Source organism: Robinsoniella sp. RHS (assembly GCF_001029355.1).
GTDB classification, from domain to species: domain Bacteria; phylum Bacillota; class Clostridia; order Lachnospirales; family Lachnospiraceae; genus Robinsoniella; species Robinsoniella peoriensis.
This window is the reverse complement of sequence record NZ_JNGB01000035.1, coordinates 21276-35469: the sequence shown is the minus strand read 5'-3', so window position 1 is coordinate 35469 and position 14194 is coordinate 21276. Positions and strand designations below refer to the sequence as shown.

General features: G+C 41.7%; 16 protein-coding genes and 1 riboswitch. Of the genes, 1 reads left to right on the top strand and 15 read right to left on the bottom strand.

What is annotated here, in order from left to right; translation table 11 throughout:
- Window positions 1-197: 197 nt before the first annotated feature.
- The 6 genes from RHS_RS16395 to RHS_RS16375 are packed head-to-tail and all read right to left on the bottom strand — an operon-like array spanning window position 198 to window position 5860.
- Window positions 198-1838, bottom strand: a complete 1641-nt coding sequence (locus RHS_RS16395; RefSeq protein ID WP_395022676.1) for a nitrogenase component 1 — start codon at window positions 1836-1838, stop codon at window positions 198-200.
- 19 nt (window positions 1839-1857) lie between these two features.
- Entirely contained in the window at window positions 1858-2718 is an 861-nt protein-coding gene (locus tag RHS_RS16390) for a nitrogenase iron protein NifH (protein ID WP_044288885.1), read from the bottom strand.
- Window positions 2705-2881 carry a hypothetical protein gene (locus tag RHS_RS31205; protein WP_156042762.1) on the bottom strand — a complete coding sequence of 59 codons (177 nt, stop codon included), beginning with the start codon at window positions 2879-2881 and terminating at the stop codon, window positions 2705-2707. The genes RHS_RS16390 and RHS_RS31205 overlap by 14 nt, the downstream gene beginning before the upstream one ends.
- Entirely contained in the window at window positions 2847-3665 is an 819-nt protein-coding gene (locus RHS_RS16385; RefSeq protein ID WP_044288884.1) for an ABC transporter ATP-binding protein, read from the bottom strand. The genes RHS_RS31205 and RHS_RS16385 overlap by 35 nt, the downstream gene beginning before the upstream one ends.
- Window positions 3662-4690, bottom strand: a complete 1029-nt coding sequence (locus tag RHS_RS16380; protein WP_047833786.1) for an iron ABC transporter permease — start codon at window positions 4688-4690, stop codon at window positions 3662-3664. The genes RHS_RS16385 and RHS_RS16380 overlap by 4 nt, the downstream gene beginning before the upstream one ends.
- 18 nt (window positions 4691-4708) lie before the next feature.
- Window positions 4709-5860, bottom strand: a complete 1152-nt coding sequence (locus RHS_RS16375) for an ABC transporter substrate-binding protein (RefSeq protein ID WP_395022672.1) — start codon at window positions 5858-5860, stop codon at window positions 4709-4711.
- A 116-nt stretch (window positions 5861-5976) separates the two neighbouring features.
- Window positions 5977-6168: riboswitch (cobalamin riboswitch) on the bottom strand.
- A gap of 77 nt (window positions 6169-6245) precedes the next feature.
- Here RHS_RS16375 and RHS_RS16370 point away from each other — a divergent pair.
- Window positions 6246-7223 (top strand): LysR family transcriptional regulator, encoded by a 978-nt coding sequence (locus RHS_RS16370; RefSeq protein ID WP_395022670.1) that lies wholly within the window; start codon window positions 6246-6248, stop codon window positions 7221-7223.
- Here the strand turns inward: RHS_RS16370 and RHS_RS16365 are convergent.
- The 9 genes from RHS_RS16365 to RHS_RS16325 form a co-directional block, all read right to left on the bottom strand.
- Window positions 7212-7838, bottom strand: a complete 627-nt coding sequence (locus RHS_RS16365; RefSeq protein ID WP_395022667.1) for an HD-GYP domain-containing protein — start codon at window positions 7836-7838, stop codon at window positions 7212-7214. The two genes, RHS_RS16370 and RHS_RS16365, sit on opposite strands and share 12 nt — an antisense overlap.
- Window positions 7839-7905: 67 nt before the next feature.
- Entirely contained in the window at window positions 7906-8709 is an 804-nt protein-coding gene (locus tag RHS_RS16360; protein ID WP_047833785.1) for a LytTR family DNA-binding domain-containing protein, read from the bottom strand.
- Window positions 8710-8713: 4 nt separating this feature from the next.
- The gene (locus RHS_RS16355; protein WP_027292492.1) at window positions 8714-9439 is read right to left on the bottom strand and encodes a LytTR family DNA-binding domain-containing protein; all 726 of its coding nucleotides are present in this window, start codon (window positions 9437-9439) and stop codon (window positions 8714-8716) included.
- 28 nt (window positions 9440-9467) lie between these two features.
- Complete coding sequence (locus tag RHS_RS16350) at window positions 9468-10541, bottom strand: GHKL domain-containing protein (protein WP_047833784.1); 1074 nt, start codon at window positions 10539-10541, stop codon at window positions 9468-9470.
- A gap of 23 nt (window positions 10542-10564) precedes the next feature.
- Entirely contained in the window at window positions 10565-11098 is a 534-nt protein-coding gene (locus RHS_RS16345) for a V4R domain-containing protein (protein WP_044295615.1), read from the bottom strand.
- Window positions 11099-11133: 35 nt separating this feature from the next.
- Entirely contained in the window at window positions 11134-11625 is a 492-nt protein-coding gene (locus RHS_RS31200) for a hypothetical protein (protein WP_052430856.1), read from the bottom strand.
- A gap of 18 nt (window positions 11626-11643) precedes the next feature.
- Window positions 11644-12603, bottom strand: coding sequence for a peptidylprolyl isomerase (locus RHS_RS16335; protein ID WP_047833783.1), 960 nt, complete (start codon window positions 12601-12603; stop codon window positions 11644-11646).
- 39 nt (window positions 12604-12642) lie between these two features.
- Window positions 12643-13371: a class B sortase gene (gene srtB, locus RHS_RS16330; protein WP_395022661.1), complete on the bottom strand. Its 729-nt coding sequence runs from the start codon at window positions 13369-13371 to the stop codon at window positions 12643-12645.
- The gene (locus tag RHS_RS16325; RefSeq protein ID WP_047833782.1) at window positions 13358-14179 is read right to left on the bottom strand and encodes an LPXTG cell wall anchor domain-containing protein; all 822 of its coding nucleotides are present in this window, start codon (window positions 14177-14179) and stop codon (window positions 13358-13360) included. The genes srtB and RHS_RS16325 overlap by 14 nt, the downstream gene beginning before the upstream one ends.
- Window positions 14180-14194 lie beyond the last annotated feature (15 nt).

The following is a 14194-nucleotide window of genomic DNA, read 5'->3' as shown; positions in this document are numbered from 1 at the left end:
CTGTCCTTTGCACTGTTATTTTATACAGCTGTATTTTCGTTGTATAAACTGTCCTGTCAACTGTTACCATATTATCATATATTTATAAATTTGCAAATGTCAAACACCCTGTTTTTGTGTAAAAATACTTTTTGATAAAAAATATCCCTTCAATCCGTGTCATATTTCACAACAGATGAAGGGACATGCCTACTCTATTAATCTAAATAACGATTCAAATACTCTGCTCCACGCCCACCCGCATATTCATAGAAATCTTCTGCAAAAATGCGTCCGCTGAATATCGGATAGGGTAATGGTATGCGCACAATATTTCTATTAAATACCTGTAGTAACAAAGGATCTGCAATTACAATGTCTGCCTTTTGTCCACACAATTGCCCACACAATTCTTCAGGAGAGGTGAATTGTAACACCTCTTTTGCATATTGGCGGTAAAAGGACTGCATCCCCTGGGTTGGGGCATATGCTGATATTTGCACATTTGTAAATCCTCTTTCCGTTTGAAGATAATATTTAATTCCATTAGACAGCACAGGTTCACCAATGATCACAACATTTCTGCTGTCTCTACTGTCTGAACTCTCAGCGTGCTTCATTACTTGTTCCAAATACTGCGTTTTATTTTTGATGGAAGCGATTTTATTGATAAAACTTTCCAGCATCCTTTCACCCACCGGCAATGCATCCACATATGGTATGTTATATTTATCTTTCATCCACTGTGCCAGTTTCAATCCTTCCGTACTCACAACCCAAGTCAGAAAAGGGAGTGGGGCATTGCTTTCTGTTTCCTTGTTACTCCAGATCGTAACACTGCATCCCATATTGTTTAATCGTTCTATTATAGGATTCAGATGTTCGATTTTACCTGTTCCTAATCTTGAATATCCCAAAATCCAGATGTCACAGCTGTTCCTTTCATCAGACGGATGCTTTAAGAGCAGTTTCTGTCCCAGCATAAGCCATGCCTGAGCCATTGCCGGGGGCGCTCCCTCAAATCCGTCGCTTGGCAGATATACACAGGGTCTGCCGGATTTTTCAAGTTCTCCGGTTATGCCTCTTACATCCATTCCAACCGTTTTAATGACCGCACTTCCCAACAGGCATAAAAGTCCCTTACCGGTAAGTTGATGGACAGCTGCATCTATAAGCTGTTTTTCACATCCCAGACAGACGTTGGCATCATGAAATCTGGTGCTTTTCAGGTCATGCATACCGTCTGTTCCATCAGCACTTTCAATACAGCTTTTACATCCTCCGGGTGTAAGCAGTAAAGTCTCACAGTTCCATTCCTGAAGCAGTGACGCAATGCCGGAAAAATCCGGCGCAGGCGGAGGCAGCGGGATATCTGGCTGCTGCTCTGGCTGAGCTGCCTCCTGATTCTCCTCTATCTCCGACAGGATTCGTCGTAAGGATTCCGCCGGAGGTTTTCTTCTTTTCACCAGCGGGCCCCGGTACAGTATTTTGACCGGAATGTTATGTGGATTGGATACTTGTTCCAACTCTTTTTGAAAATCCCATAGAGTCAGAACTTCCATACAGGATGCATAGACAATAACACCCCGTATGCCTTCCATTTTCAGCGCCTTCCCGATGCAATTTCTCAGTTTTCTGCCCTGCATTCCCATTCCATATTCCCGGGCAGTCACCGGACAGCCAAAAAATTGCTGCAGCTTTCCCAGCTTGCAGGCCCGAAAATATAGTATCCGTACACAGGCTAAAGAGCCTGCTGCTACCAATGCCAGCCCTTTCTCCTTTAAAATCTGATCCGGAATTTTCTGCATATCAGGTGATTCGTCTGTCAGAACAATTTCAATTTCACATTTATTCATCATCCATTTTCCTTACCGGTGTTTAATAGGATGTTCCTTCCGCAGCCTCATCCCATTCCGATATTTCCTCTCTAAATATCTCCATTCCAAACTGCTCCATTTCCTCTGCATCCAATCCCCGGAAACACCTTACTGCCTTGTGTCCAGACAGAGCATTTGCAAATTTTTTTAATGCAGCCGTATTCATGCCGTACGGAAATTCCTGCGTAAAGAGCATTCTTTGAAATTCAGCCATCCTCATTTCGCTGCTCTCCCGGATTGTTACGGTGATCGGTGCTCCGGTTTTTACAGAAAACCTCTCACCGATCCGTATATCCCGTTCATCTTTCACATGATTCAAAACCAGACCGCCCAATAAACTGTTATCCTCTGCTGAATAGCGCCTGATGCCTTTTAAAATATTATTTGCAGCATAAATGGACATATAATCCGGTGAAGTAACAATATATACCTGATCCGCATAGTGCTGTCTCATCGGTACTGAGAAGCCGCCGCATACCACATCTCCCAGAACATCGTACACAATGACATCCCATGATTCATCCAGGATTCCCATACGTTCCAGTTCATCCATAGCTGCCGTTATTCCAAGTCCTGCACAGCCGCAGCCTGCCTGAGGGCCACCTGCCTCCAGACACTGCACACCGTTTACTCCTGCAAACAGCACATCCTCCCGGACTAATAACTCATCTTTCTGATTCAGCTGATCCAAAAGAGTGGGTATCCTCTTCCCTGTCAGACCTCTTGTGGAATCCGCTTTGGGATCACAGCCTATATGTAATACTTTTTTCCCTTCCAAGGCCAGTACTGCCGATACATTAGAGGCAATCGTTGATTTCCCGATACCTCCTTTTCCATAAAATGCAATTCTAATAGTTTTCATCTTTCTCCCCATATCTTACTGCAGATTCCCCTGCAATTTTACTGCTTTCCATATTTACTGCTTTCCATTTCACTGCCTTTCTTTTTACTACCTTCCTATTCACTGCATTCCTATTAACTGCATAACTATTAAATGCCTTCCATTTCACTGCCTTCCTTTTCACTGCCTTCCATCCCGGCTACACAGGCTTTCCTTCCAACTTCTTTTATATAAACCATATGGACATCAATATCATACAGACGTTTCAGATTCTCTTCCGTCATGATTTCTTCCGTACTTCCCACCTGCAGTCTGCCATCCGTTCCAAGCATACCCACCGCACCTCCTAATAGCAGAACGTGATCGGGCATATGGCTTGTAATAATGACACTATAACCTTTCTGTGCTAATCTTTGAATGAGCTGGATCATGCGCAGTTGATTGCCGTAGTCCAAGTGGTTGGTTGGCTCGTCCAGCATGATTATATCGGGCTGCTGTACGATTGCCCTGGCAATGATTACCTGCTGCCGTTCCCCTCCGCTTAATTCCGTATAAGGACGTTCTGACAGATGAGTAATCCCCAATTCCCCCATCGCTTCCCTGACCAGTTCATAATCCTGTTCCCCTGGCTGTGCACATAATCCAAGGTAGGGTGCCCTACCCATGACGATAAACTCTTCGGTGGAGTAAGCATATGCCGGGGTATGGGATTGGGGAACGTAGCCGATTGTCTGGGCTATTTTTTTCAGAGAAGAATCAGTGAGATTATGTCCGTTTAATAATATTTGTCCTTTTGCCGGACGCAATAAGTTAGCCAGGCAATTCAGAAGAGTGGATTTTCCTGCACCATTCGCTCCCAAAATGGAGAAGATTTCTCCTTTTTGCAGAGTGAAATTAACATCCTGAAACAGCATCCGGCTATGATCACTATGATAAGAAAATGCAAGGTCTTTTACTTCTAAAATCATGACAGCTTCATCCTTTGCTTTAATAATAAGTAAAAATAAAACGGCGCTCCAATTAATCCTGTCAAGATAGAAAGCGGCAGCTCTGCACTGGTTAAATTTCTTGCCAGCGTATCAATCAACAGCAAAAATATGGCACCCAGTACTGCAGAAACCGGAAGCAGTTTTCTGTTATCAGGCCCCACCAGCATTCTTCCAAAATGTGGAATGACCAGACCGATCCATCCGATTGTTCCGCTGATACATACCGCACTGGCTGTAAGAACCGTAGCACAAAATATAACCAGCCCTCTGGATTTTTTTATATTTGTCCCCAGAGTTTTTGCCTCATCTTCTCCCAGGGAAAGAATATTGATCCTCCAGCGGATCAGCAATAATACCAGCATAGACACAATAATCGCGGGTCCTGCATAAATAATATCCCGCCACACTATGCTGGAAAGACTTCCTAACTGCCAGTGGGTTATGGATGCAAGCTGTGTATCCGGGTCTGCCAGGTATTTTAGCAGCCCTAATACAGAGTTCATCAGTCCTCCCACAATTACCCCTGCCAGCACCAAAGTCATCATGGAGTTATTCCGGATAAATCTGGGAATTGCAGTGGCCGCCATTACGGCTATTATTCCACCTCCAAAAGCAGCTATCTGGATTACCAGTTGATTTGACTGAAACAAAATTGCCAAAGATGCCCCGACACAGGCGCCTGCGGATACGCCCAGCATATCCGGTGCCACTAATGGATTTTTAAAAACTCCCTGATAAGATCCACCCGATAAGGATAACGCTGCTCCTACAAGAAGCGCCGCCAGGATACGAGGTAGCCGCAGCGTAAAAACAACTCCTTCCGCCTGCTTCTCCCATGTTTGGGGAATGTCCAGAATCTTTGAAAAAATTATTTTTATAACATCAATTGGAGAGATAAAGTATCTCCCCAATCCAATCGCCATTATTGTCAGTGCCAGCAGCAGCAATATCATGAAAGTTAAAATCACCCCATAGGTTTTCTTCTTTTTTATTTTTGATTCCATAAGGTGCCTCTCCCGTTTCTATTTTACACTGTCTGCATTAGCCGCGTCACTCATGATCTGTGCCAAGTCCTCATCCGTTAATGTATATTGGAAATAATTAGTGAAATAATCTTTCACTTCTTGTTCTATATTGATATCGGAGAAAATATCCGGCTGTATTAACGTTGCCAGCCACATCATCATCAGAGGGGTTTCCACACCGGGAGCATCCCAGCGGTAAATTCCCAGGGGCGTCTTATACACTTTTTTATTGATTACGGCATTTACATTACTCCAGTCCTGACCGTCAATCTTATTCTCATATAAATCCTCAGGGACAAAATCATCAAACCAGCTCAATAAAATAATATCCGGGTTGATTTTTATTATTTCTTCCATGGTAATATCAGAGATATCGGCTGCCACATTATCTGCTCCTGCCAATTCCAACGCTTCTTTGATAAAATTATCATTTCCCTGCAGCTTTAATTCGGTATTCCTTAAATACAAAACCTTTGGCTTTTCAGCTCCGGCTGTCTTGTCCTGATAAGATTTGATACGGTCATAGGTGTTCCCATAGAGATCAATAAATTCCTGTGCCCTGTCTTCCTTGCCAAGCAGCTGTCCGATTGCCTTAAAACTGTTCTGCAGCTCCTCAACGGTTTCGTTTTTCACCATGACCGGAACTATTCCCAAATCCTTCAACTGCTTCGCTTCATCTGTCTGATAATCCCAGATGACTACAGCCTGTACGCCTGCCTTTACCATTTCTTCCATATTGATTGAAAAATCTTTCCCGATACTGGAAGTATCCAGTGTGCCGTAATGGCTGTCCAGCTTTTCAAAGAAATTACCGGTATATGCCTTCATAGCTCCTGGATTAATGGAAACCATTCGGTCAGAACTTCCGTCTATCGCATAGATAACGGACGACCAGGGCAGCGGCGTTACTGCAATTTTTGAAATATCTGCCGGCACCTTTACTACATTTCCTGCCGCATCCGTTACTTCCCGGACAGCTTCCTCTGCAGCGGTTCCCTGCGCCCCATTCGTTTCACCTGTTTTTGTTCCCGGCCCGCATCCGGCAAACAGTGACATACACATAGCCGCTGTCAGGATCACAGCTGCTGCCTTTTTACCAATTTTGCCTGTCAGTTTGCTTGTGCTGTTCTTTTGCATTTCCTTCTTCATGTTCTTATCCTCACTTTTCTAAATTAAAAAAATCCTTTTCCGAACATCAGAAAAGGATATGCAAAAAAGAGAGGTACTCCCCTTTGCTATACCCTCATTCAATGTTTCGTTAAATAAAGGGTTCCGGCAAAATATTCAAGTATCCTGGCTCGACTTCACTGCTGCAACAGACTTCCCGGAGTTTCCTCCAGTGTCATTTTTGTTACAGCTCCGTCCTACAGTGGCGGCACCGCGCCGGCTTCAGACCGGCTTCCATAAAATATTCTGCTTAAACTATTTTTAATATAACATATCAACTTTATTAATACAACCGCTTATCTAAAAGTATTTTTCTATTGCCTGCTATCAATTTTTTTGATAGTATAAACCAAAGGAGGATACGGTCATGACCTTACAGAACTTAAAATATATTATTGAAATATCTAATTACCAGTCATTTTCAAAAGCCGCTCAGGTATTGTTTGTCTCCCAATCCACACTTTCTACAGCCGTAAAAGAAATAGAACAGGATCTGGGGATTACACTGTTTCACCGCACCAACCGCGGCATAACCCTGACTTATGACGGAGAAGATTTTATCCGGTATGCAAAGGAAATCGTTGGACAGACACAGTATCTGGAACAGCGCTATCGAGCCAGAAATTCTATCCCAATGCGCTTTTCTGTATCTTCCCAGCATCTTCCTTTCGCTATTCGGGCATTTACCCGGTTTTTATCAGAACTGGATTTTAATACCTATGATATGGCAATACGGGAATGTGATACAAATTCCGTGATCCATGATGTTTCCAGCAGCAAAAGCGAACTGGGCATTTTGGCAATACAGGAATCCAACCTTCGTACACTTCAGACATTATTAACTTCCTATGATATTGAGTTCCATGAAATTGCCCTGATGCAGAATTACGTATTCTTCCGTAACGGCCATCCCCTTTCCGGAAAATCCCGGATCACATTAAAAGACCTGGAGGATTTCCCTTTTGTCACCTATGATCAGGAGACAAAAACCTCACACTTCACAGAAGAGCCTTTATTTTTTAACATTTTGAATAAAAATGTCCATGTCTGTGACCGCTGTACTAAGATTGCCTTGGTGCGAAAAACGGATTGTTTCAGCATAGGACCCGATTTAACCAACAGCAATGCCGATACTTTCCACAAAGGCATGGGTGAAATCCTTGCCAAACCGCTCCAGGAGGAAATTAGCAGGCTGCATCTTGGCTACATCAAGAAAAAAGGTCATAACAAAACCACTCTGGGAGAAAAATATCTGGATTTTCTGCTGGAAGACGTGGCACTGATTCAGAATGCGTCTGTGAAACTGACAGATCAAATTTCCCCGGTTAAATCCTCAGATACATAAAACCGCATCTTCTTGTTTCTGATAGGATAAAAACAATTTTGCCAGCAGGGGATCGAACTGGCTCCCTGCATTACGCTCTATTTCATTGCAGGCATATTCCTTTGAAATGTCTTTGTTATAGGGACGGCAGCTTATCATGGCATCATAACTGTCTGCTATTGCACAGATTCTTGCCGCTACAGGGATTTTCTTTCCTTTCAGGCCTTTCGGATAACCCTGACCATCCCAGCGCTCATGATGGTACTCCGCCATTGCCCATACTGTCTGCCGATATTTATGATGTGATTCCTTTAACAAGCTGATCGCAATATCTCCGCCATACAGCGCGTGCCAGTAAATCATAGAGCGTTCTTTTTCCGTAAGCAGATCTTTTTTGCACAGTACTTCTTTCGGTACCAATATCTTACCGGCATCATGATAAAGTGCACCCAGTCTTATGCCTTCCAGACAAATCTGTGCGATTTCATCCGGATAGATCTGTTCTTCATTGGATTTCTTAAAAAGCTGGCAGGCATTCTTTGCTGTAAAACTCTGATGAATATAGACCTCTCTTGGCAGATTTTGATACAATCTTAATATAATTTTCTGCATTGTATTTATTGTTAGTGTTTGCATGCGTTTCCCTCCTTTACCGCTCATTTCAAAACAGAAAGCCTGCTTTACCGGCTTTCTATTGTTATGATCAGATCAGTATATTCTTTTCCTGATCCATCATCCGTTCTACAAGTTCCTGTTTATATTTTCGGGCAATAGGAATTGATTCTCCGGTGTTTAAAAACAATTCATTTTTATCTAAATAATCTACATATTTCAGATTCACAATATATCCTCTGTGAGTCCTCATAAATGTGTCATCTTTTATTTTCTCTTCAATATTTTTTAAACTGTCATAAAAAAGAATCTCTCTCTTATCCCTGCATGTTATACTAATCATACGGTGGTCCACTTTCAGATATACGATAAGTTCTAATTGAACACGCTGTATTTTCCCATTGCTGATAAATTGCAGGGAGTTCTTCTTGCTTCTCACAATCTCCCAAAAACATTTTTTCATAACCAATTCAAATTTCTTATGAGTAACCTCATTTTCGATAAAATAGTAGAATGGATTCACTTCATAAGATTCTATAATATCTTGTTTCTGATTGCCCAGAAAAAGAATCTGGGCCTGGCATTGATCTTCACGAAAAGCCCTTGCGATTTCTATTCCTTTCATCCTTCCTGGCTCCCATCCAATCACTAAAATATCTACTTCCTGCATCCAGTCATCTTTACAGAAAACTGCTTCTTTTCCATTTTCATATACAAGAAAATTTGTCTGATATCCATACTTGTGTGCTACATACCGGATCAGGCTCTCATAAACCTGCAGCAGGTAAAAGGATGCATTGCATAATAAAATATATAGTGTCTTCTCATCCGCAGATATACCGGAATCTGACATATCTTTCATGGTCACCATCCTGCTTTCTGTTTCGTTAATCATAATATTAATTCCAACTATCCGGATTTATCTGTAAAATTTCTTTTTTTACTGCAAGACTATTCTTTGTACTCAGCGGAACCATGTCCCCGGAATACATTTCCAGTTTATTTTTCATGATATTTTTCACATATTTTAAGTTTACAATATAAGACCTGCTGGTTCTTAAAAATCCCTTGTTTCTAATCTTATCTTCAATTATTTCCATATTCGCAATAAATTCAAACACATCTTTTTGCATATGTATGATGATATTTCTCCCGTAAACTTCCATAAACTGAATATCATCCAGCTGGATTCTCTTCATCACACTGCCTTTTTTACATAATATTCCGTCTTTAATTTTTTCTTTCTTACGTCCCATTACCTGAAGGAACACATCTTCCAGTTTTTTTGAGTATTCACTTTTCATTAAATAGTAGAAGGGAAAAGTATCATACGCATCTACCGCAAATTCTTTGCTGGAGGTTAGGTAAATAATTTCTCCTTTATATCCTTTTTCTCTCAGCATCCTTGAAGTCTCCACACCATTCATCCTGTCCATAATTATATCCATAAAAATAATATCTATATGGCTTTCTGAAAATATTTCAAAATAATCAATGACTTCCTCACCACTGGTAAATAACTTAATGTAAACATCAAGATTGTATTTTTCAGCAATTTTCTTCAAACATGCTTCATATTTTTCCAAGATTACGGTATTATCATCGCATAAACAAATATTTACCATAATATCACTCCCTGTCTCTTTTAAATATTTAAACAGCCTGGCTCATAATATCGCAAAGCAGTATCTGCATAATAAATATTCCTTTTTCGGTAGTCAGTTCCATGATGCCGTCATAACGCTGTACTGTTTTTTCTATATTCTTTAATCCAAATCCATGATACTCTTTTCTTTTTTTGGTAGTTTCAAACCCGCTGCCATTGACTTCGATGGTTCCCTGCATTGCGTTTTCTATTTTAATTTTCAGCAGGCTCCCCGCACAGTATGCAACTACATGGATATATCTTTTACTTTCTTCTACCTTTTCACATGCTTCAATGGCATTATCCAAAGCATTTCCAAAAATTGCACACCAATCTGCCGGCTGTATGTTCAGTTCTTTCTTCAATTTCAGATCCATTGTCAACCGGATATTTTTTTCTTTTGCTATCTGGGCTTTTTCTGATATAAGGGCATCTAATATGTAATTATCCGTATGTACAATCTTTTCATTGTGGTATACCTGTTTTGAGATCCCTTTCAGATACTCTTTTGCCTTTTCTGTATTGCCGTCTTCTAACAGGCTTCCCAGGCATAATAAATGATTTTTTATATCGTGCTGGTATGCCCTTATTTCCTGATTCATGTTCACGATTGACTTATAATGCCTTACCTGGTTTTCCATCTCATGTTCCAGAAGCTGTTTTTCTGTTTCCAGAATCTGCTTCTCCATCTCCGCATTTCGTCTTGCTATCTCAGCGCGTTTTCTCAGCTGATCCACCATCATTTTAAATGCTTCCGAAAACTCTCCCAGATACTGGATCTGGATATCAAAATTTCCTTTTGCCACCTGCTTGGTCTGCCATGTAATATGGCTAAGTTTCGATTGTAAATCTTTTAAAGGCCCAAGGAGCGGATTTTGTCTTTCCATCTGCCGGTCCAGCACCCCATCTGACATTTCACAGATATATTCATACATGTCCAATATAGATTTCCCCAAAAACAGTAATGATTGGGAAAATTCCCTGTACGGCGGGTCGAACTGCTCCGGATCCAGATAAGCCGAGGGATGGTCATAGAGAACATGATTTACATAATTCTGCATCCGTTCTATATTTTTATCCATAAACGTCACCTGTTTTCATGATCTTAATTGCTGCCTTCCACAGCCTCAAACCTGCAGACACGATCCCCCTTTGCCCAGCAGTCTATTTCTGTAACCGTGTAGGAATTCCCCGTATATTTTTCCAAAATGCCATCCAGAAATCCCTCATCATAGTTACAAACTGCCATCCCCAGTATCGGAAGTCCGGAACAGTCCACATCTTCACTGATAGTAAATACCGCCTTGCGTTTTTTGTCATCAAAGGATTCCATTCTCAGAATCCCTATTTTAAAATCGGAAAGAGTTTTTTGCAGGTGGATCAGAAATGTATCCATATCCAGCGATAGATCCAGCACTTTTTCTGCAAATTCCATACCGGCTTTTTTACCGCAGATCCTCAGGATCTGAACTGTTTTTTCTATCCCATACTGCTGCTCCAATGTATCCCTCATACTGTACATAAATAAACGATAGACAATTACGGGCATCTCCGGCCCCAGGTTTTTTCTTCCTGTCTCCACATCTCCCAGAACATCGAGAGAATATATATTTTGTTTTTTGCTTTCATATTTTTGCATATCTGTCATCTCTTTTCATTATATTTAACTTTTCTTCAGCTTTTCACAGTGATTATCATTCCTGCTTCCACTGCCCCTACCACCTCTTCCGTCTCCTGATCCAGAACAGAAAAGACAGCTGTTGCCGGGTATTCTCCTTTGTCCAGATGGCCTGATAATCTGGCAAAGCGGATCCGCTCACCCGGACTTAATATCTTGGATGCATATATTTCTTTATCAGACTCATCCAGTGTTATTTTCACAGACATCTTGTAGGGATTCTCTGCCGGATTTGTAATCATAACCTCTCCCTTTTCATCTGCACTTTCAAACTGAGGATGCGCCAATATCTGAAACCGGAAATTTTCCGTATCCGCCTTCTTTTGCAGGTCTTCTATTACAGGTACCCCTGTTTTTGCATTCTGATCCAGTTTGTAACCTTCATATATGTGAAATCCACCTGCCAGACACACGATTATACACACTCCGCCCCACAATACCCCCTTTTTCCATCTGCGCACACCCATCTGCTCATGTTTTCTCTGCATGTACCGGTACCTCCTTTACTACAGATTATCTTTTATCTCAATGCTGTTAACCACCAGCTCTTGCTTTGGTTTTTTTACTGCGTCTACATGAACCTTAGAAAGATCTTCGGCTACATTCAGGCCTTTGATCACCTGACCGAATACGGTACTCTTATAATCCAGATAGTAAGCTCCGCCAATCTTCATATAAGTATCTAATGCTGTCTGGTATCTCTGCAAAACGTTTTCCGGTACGCCTTCTGTACCAATTGATTGTATCTTCTGATTTAACTGGTCTTCGTATTCTTTAATTTCTTCTTCACTCATTTTGCTTTCTTTGTTTTTTTCATTTAATTCCAACGTACCATCCTGAACCAGTTCATTCATGTACAAATTTGCAGAAACTAACTTTTGGTCTTCCGGTATCTCCTGGTTTACTATGAAATAAAACTGGCTTTTTTCCGCATCCGTTTTGCCTCCCGCCATAGCCAGCGCACCTGGAAAATGGTGAAGGCCGTCATCATATTCTTTTGCCGGAGACTTTTCCGCACCAGTCATTTCTCCGGCAGTCATTTCTCCATTAGTTTTTTCTCCAGCAGTTTTTTCTCCAGCAGTCATTTCTCCATCAGTTTTTTCTTCATCGGTTTTTTCTTCATCGGTTCCTTTTGTTCCCGCCTGTATGGTATTATCTTTATCAATGTAGTCAAACGGGCTGCCATTGTAATATCCCTGTTCTGCCAGGCTTATAAAATACGCAACCGTTTCCGGTGCCTGATCAGGATAGAGGATCACGGTTATATCTCCGGCTGTAGTATGGAAAATGGCATAAGGTCCATCACTCTTCGCCGTTTGGGGATTCTCTCCTGCATCTGTGGCTTCAATCGGAAACGTTTCTGATATGTCCGCACTTTTCATTACATAGTTTTGATTGGTGCTGCAGCCTTCCAGTACTGCCATTGCCATAACGGCGCATATTGTAAATAATATTTGTTTCTTCATGCTTCATCTCCTAAGTATACGACCCTGTTTGTACAGAACTTACTTCACTTCCGTCAGTTTTCCAAACACCGCATACCGGGCATTGGAAAATTCATAAGAACAGGTACACAGAATCAGAATTCTGTCATTCTTTGCCGGTGTAATGTTGCTGGAAAAGGTGGATTTACGGATGATCTCCTGAATCCATTCTTTTTTATCTTTACCCGATTGGAAGCTCAAAGGGAATCCCTCGCTTCCACTCAGGATATTTCCTGCAAATAATTCTATATGATAGGTTTTCTCCTTCGTGTAGAGTATCATCCGGGGATGTTCCTCGTAATAGCGCTGCTCTTTATACGAAGACAGTGGGGAAAACATTCTCCCCAAAGTGATATGGTGTCCGTATATCATAGATATCTCACCGGTGAAATCCGGATTGTTCTGGTAATCTAAAAAAACAGCCCCTATTTCATTAGGTGTTCCATCCGACAGGTGATGAAGGTAATATTCATTGTCCTTCCCCTGTACCACCGGATAATCTATGGTAGTACCCGGGCTTGTAAGCCAGGCAACCCCGTCCTGATTCAGACCGTTTAACTTTTCCATATCCGGTGTCTGACCGTTTTCCCTCTGAATATATATCTCTTTTCGAAGACTTTTGTAATAACCCTCCGACGCGAGGAGCGGTGCGGCATCCTCCCAGATACTTTTTCCAAAATATACAGCGCCCGCCAAAAGAATCACAAGGCAGGCTGCCAGAAGAATCTTTGGAATTTTATTTCTTTTCATTTTCCTTCTTTCTATATAGGTAAAGTATGATTAATAATATGGCCGCCACACACAATCCAAGTCCTATGACCCCATAACCAATTGCCTGTTCTACTCCTGTCTTGGGTATCTGTCCGCTGTGTGGTGGATTGTTATTACCGGGGGGATATGTAACAGGTGTCTTTGTGGTCTCCGAGGTTTTATTTGATTCTGCCGGTTCGGTTCCTTCTGTATCATCTGTATCATCCGTATCACCGGGTTCCTCTGTTGCCTTTGTTTCATCCGTTTCCCTGGGCTCCTTATAAAGGCTGACCTCTATTTCGTATGGCAGGGTAATGGCATCCAGGAGAACTTCTCCTTCTGCCGGGTATGGAAGATAATCCTTCTTATAGACTTTCCACCGGATCTGGTTATTTTCAAACTCTGCCAGTGTCCCTTTTCCCCCGGACTTGCTTTCCCCCTGTAAATATTGCTTTTGTGCATCTGTTCCTGTCCCATAAGCCACATCCAATTGGTAAATACCGTCTGTACCGCTTTGTCCAAATAATACATATCTGCCAAGTTCCGGAACATACAATTCCACAGAAGCTCCTTCAACAGGCTTTGCTGTTTCCTCATCCCTGACAATGAATTTAAGCTTTCCCATATAATCAACGACTACTCCCGCTGTTATATCCGTGCTGCTTTTGCCCGGTGTGTAGGACTCAGTTGGCCTTACTTCTCCTGATGTTCCTGATTTCGCTGATACACCGTTACTGCAGCAGCACCATGCCAAAAGTGCCGTTAACAGCAAAACTGCAAAACCACGTGTTTTTTTCAATAATACCATCACCTCATAACCACC